General features: G+C 66.3%; 3 protein-coding genes. All 3 read left to right on the top strand.

The annotated features are described in order from the left end of the window. Positions 1-275, top strand: a 275-nt coding sequence (locus AC1DYK_RS35205; RefSeq protein WP_478170495.1) for a chemotaxis protein CheW, incomplete at its 5' end; no start/stop codon positions are given. A 55-nt stretch (positions 276-330) separates the two neighbouring features. Continuing rightward, complete coding sequence (locus tag AC1DYK_RS35200) at positions 331-1,905, top strand: methyl-accepting chemotaxis protein (RefSeq protein WP_478170494.1); 1,575 nt, start codon at positions 331-333, stop codon at positions 1,903-1,905. A 35-nt stretch (positions 1,906-1,940) separates the two neighbouring features. Then, positions 1,941-3,338, top strand: a 1,398-nt coding sequence (locus AC1DYK_RS35195; protein ID WP_478170493.1) for a methyl-accepting chemotaxis protein, incomplete at its 3' end; no start/stop codon positions are given.

Here is a 3,338-nt window from a genome sequence, read left to right as displayed (position 1 = left end):
AGTTCGCGCTGGGGACGCCGAGCTACGACCAGTTCACGGTGGTGATCGTGCTGAACATCGGAGGGCGGGTGGTGGGGATGGTGGTGGACAGCGTGTCGGACGTGATCACGCTGTCGCCGGAGCAGATCAAGCCGGCGCCGGCGATGGGGTCGGTGCTGGACACGGACTACCTGATCGGGCTGGGGACGCTGGACGAGCGGATGCTGATCCTGGTGGACATCGACCGGCTCATGTCGAGCGACGACATGGGCCTGATCGAGAAGCTGGCCGCCTGAAGCCGGCAGCGGCCAGAAGCATGAGAGACAACCAACGAATCGATCGGAGCATGGAATGAAAGAATGGAAGATCGGCACCCGCCTGGGTGCCGGGTTCGCCTTGATCCTGGCCCTGGTGGCCGCGATCGCGTGCATCGGCGTGCTGCGCCTGCAGGCGGTGGGCGATGCCACCCACGACATGGCGAAGCGCTCGCTGGCGAAGGAGCGGCTGGCCGCGAGCTGGCTGCTCGGCACCAGCACCAACAGCGTGCGCACCTATTCGCTGCTGAAGTCCGGCGACCCCGAGGTCCAGGAGTACCTGCAGAAGGGCATGGCCAAGACCAGCAGCACGATCTCCGAGACCCAGAAGAAGCTCGAAGAGCTGCTGAGCTCGCCGGAAGAAATGGCGCTGTCGGCAGACATCAAGAAGAAGCGCGCCGAGTACATCGAGCTGCGGAGCATGCTCCTGAAGCTCAAGGCCGACGGCAAGCAGGAGGAGGCGATGGGCATCGCCAGGGACAAGCTGGTGCCCACGCTCGACAGCTACGACGCCAGCATCCGCAGCATCCTGGCGCATGAAGAAGAGCAGATCGACAAGTCGGCGGCCGAGATCGATGCGCTCTATCGCGCAGGCCGCCTCCACCTGATCGCGCTTGCCGCGGTCGCGCTGGCGCTGGGCTCGCTGCTGGCGTGGCTGCTGACGCGCAGCATCGTGCAGCCGATCGACGAGGCGCTGCTGATCGCCGACACCGTGGCCGCCGGCGACCTGAGCAAGGAATTCGAGACCGATCGCGGCGGCGATTTCGGCCGGCTGCTGCGCGGCATGGGCGAGATGGAAGACACCTTGACCGACCTCGTGACGCGCATCAAGACCTCGACCGACTCGATCGTGGTCGCCTCCCAGGAGATCGCGGCGGGCAACCAGGACCTGTCGTCGCGCACCGAGGAGCAGGCCAGTTCGCTGGAACAGACCGCGGCGTCGATGGAAGAGTTGACCTCGACCGTGAAGCAGAACGCCGACAACGCGCGCCAGGCCAACCAGCTGGCGGCCTCGGCCTCCGAAGTGGCGGTCAAGGGCGGCGAAGTGGTGAGCCAGGTGGTGGACACCATGGCGTCCATCAATGCCTCTTCCAGGAAGATCGTCGACATCATTGGGGTCATCGACGGCATCGCCTTCCAGACCAACATCCTGGCGTTGAACGCGGCGGTGGAAGCCGCGCGGGCCGGCGAGCAGGGCCGGGGCTTCGCGGTCGTGGCGGCCGAGGTGCGCAGCCTCGCGCAGCGCTCGGCGGCCGCGGCCAAGGAGATCAAGGGCCTGATCGACGACTCGGTGGGCAAGGTCGGCGCGGGCAGCGCGCTGGTGGCCGAAGCGGGCAAGACCATGGAAGAGATCGTCGGCAGCGTGAAGCGCGTGACGGACATCATGGGCGAGATCACGGCGGCGAGCCAGGAGCAGACCTCGGGGATCGAGCAGATCAACCAGGCGGTCACGCAGATGGACCAGGTGACGCAGCAGAACGCGGCGCTGGTCGAGGAAGCCTCGGCGGCGGCGCAGTCCCTGCAGGAACAGGCGGGCAGCCTGTCCCAGATCGTGAACACCTTCAAGCTCGAGGACGAGTCCCGTCCGGTGTCCGCCGCCGCTTCCTACTGACATCCGCTCCAGGCCATTTCATTTTCTCGTACGCCATGAACACGCTTTCAAACCTCAAAATCGGGACCCGCCTGTCGGCCGGATTCGCCGCCGTGCTGCTTCTGCTGGCTCTGCTGCTGGGCCTGGGCTTGAACTCGCTCGCTGCCATCCAGCAACGACTCGACGGCATCGTCACGATCAACAACGTCAAGGTCGCGACGGTCAACACCATGCTGGATTCGATCCGCGACATCGCGGGCTACGGAACCCAGCTGGTGCTGCTGACCGACGAAGCCTCGATGCGCGAACAGATGAAGAAGGTGGCGGCGGCGCGCGAGAACTACACCGTGGCCAGGACCGCGCTGGGCAAGCTGGTCGTCTCGGAGGAGGGCAAGAGCCGTCTGTCCAAGGTCGAGCAGGCGTTGGCGGTCGCGGCGCCGCTGAACGAAAAGCTGCTCGAACTCGCGCTCCAGAACAAGAACGACGAGGCGACTGAACTGGTGATGAAGAAGTTCGACCCCGCCGTGCGCGCCACGCTGGCGGCTTTGGACGAGATGGCGGCCCACGAGAACCGGCTTTCCGAAGAGGCAAAGGACGAAGCGGCGGCCGACTACGGTCAGGCGCGCAAGCTCATGCTCGGGCTGGGCGTCTTCGCCATCCTGATGGGAGCGGCCATCGCGTGGTTCATCACGCGTTCGATCACCCGGCCGATCGGCGAGGCGGTCAAGATCGCCGAGACCGTGGCCGCCGGTGACATCAGCTCGCGCATCGAAGTCCATTCGAAGGACGAGACCGGGCGACTGATGCAAGCCCTGAAGGAGATGAACCACAGCCTGGTGAAGATCGTGGGCGAAGTGCGCAGCGGCACCGACACGATCGCGACGGCGTCGAGCCAGATCGCCACGGGCAACCAGGACCTGTCGTCGCGCACCGAGGAGCAGGCCAGCTCGCTGGAAGAGACCGCGGCCTCGATGGAAGAGCTCACGAGCACGGTGAAGCAGAACGCCGACAACGCGCGGCAGGCGAACCAGCTGGCGGTCTCGGCCTCCGAGGTGGCGGTGCGCGGCGGCAGCGTGGTGRGCCAGGTGGTGGACACCATGGGCTCGATCAACGCCTCCTCGCGCAAGATCGTSGACATCATCGGCGTCATCGACGGCATCGCCTTCCAGACCAACATCCTGGCGCTGAACGCGGCGGTGGAAGCSGCGCGCGCCGGCGAGCAGGGCCGGGGCTTCGCGGTGGTGGCGTCGGAAGTGCGCAGCCTGGCGCAGCGCTCKGCGGCGGCGGCCAAGGAGATCAAGACGCTGATCGGGGACTCGGTGGACAAGGTCGAGGAAGGCAGCAAGCAGGTGGCGCAAGCGGGCCGGACGATGGAAGAGATCGTGGACAGCGTCAAGCGCGTGACGGACATCATGGGCGAGATCACGGCGGCGAGCCAGGAGCAGACCTCGGGG

The organism is Variovorax sp. P2_H12, from assembly GCF_056403395.1.
This window is presented reverse-complemented; position numbering and strand designations above follow the sequence as displayed.

Coding starts and splice junctions, on each gene's coding strand:
- AC1DYK_RS35200 (WP_478170494.1), top strand. CDS start 331: ATGAAAGAATGGAAGATCGGCACCCGCCTGGGTGCCGGGTTCGCCTTG.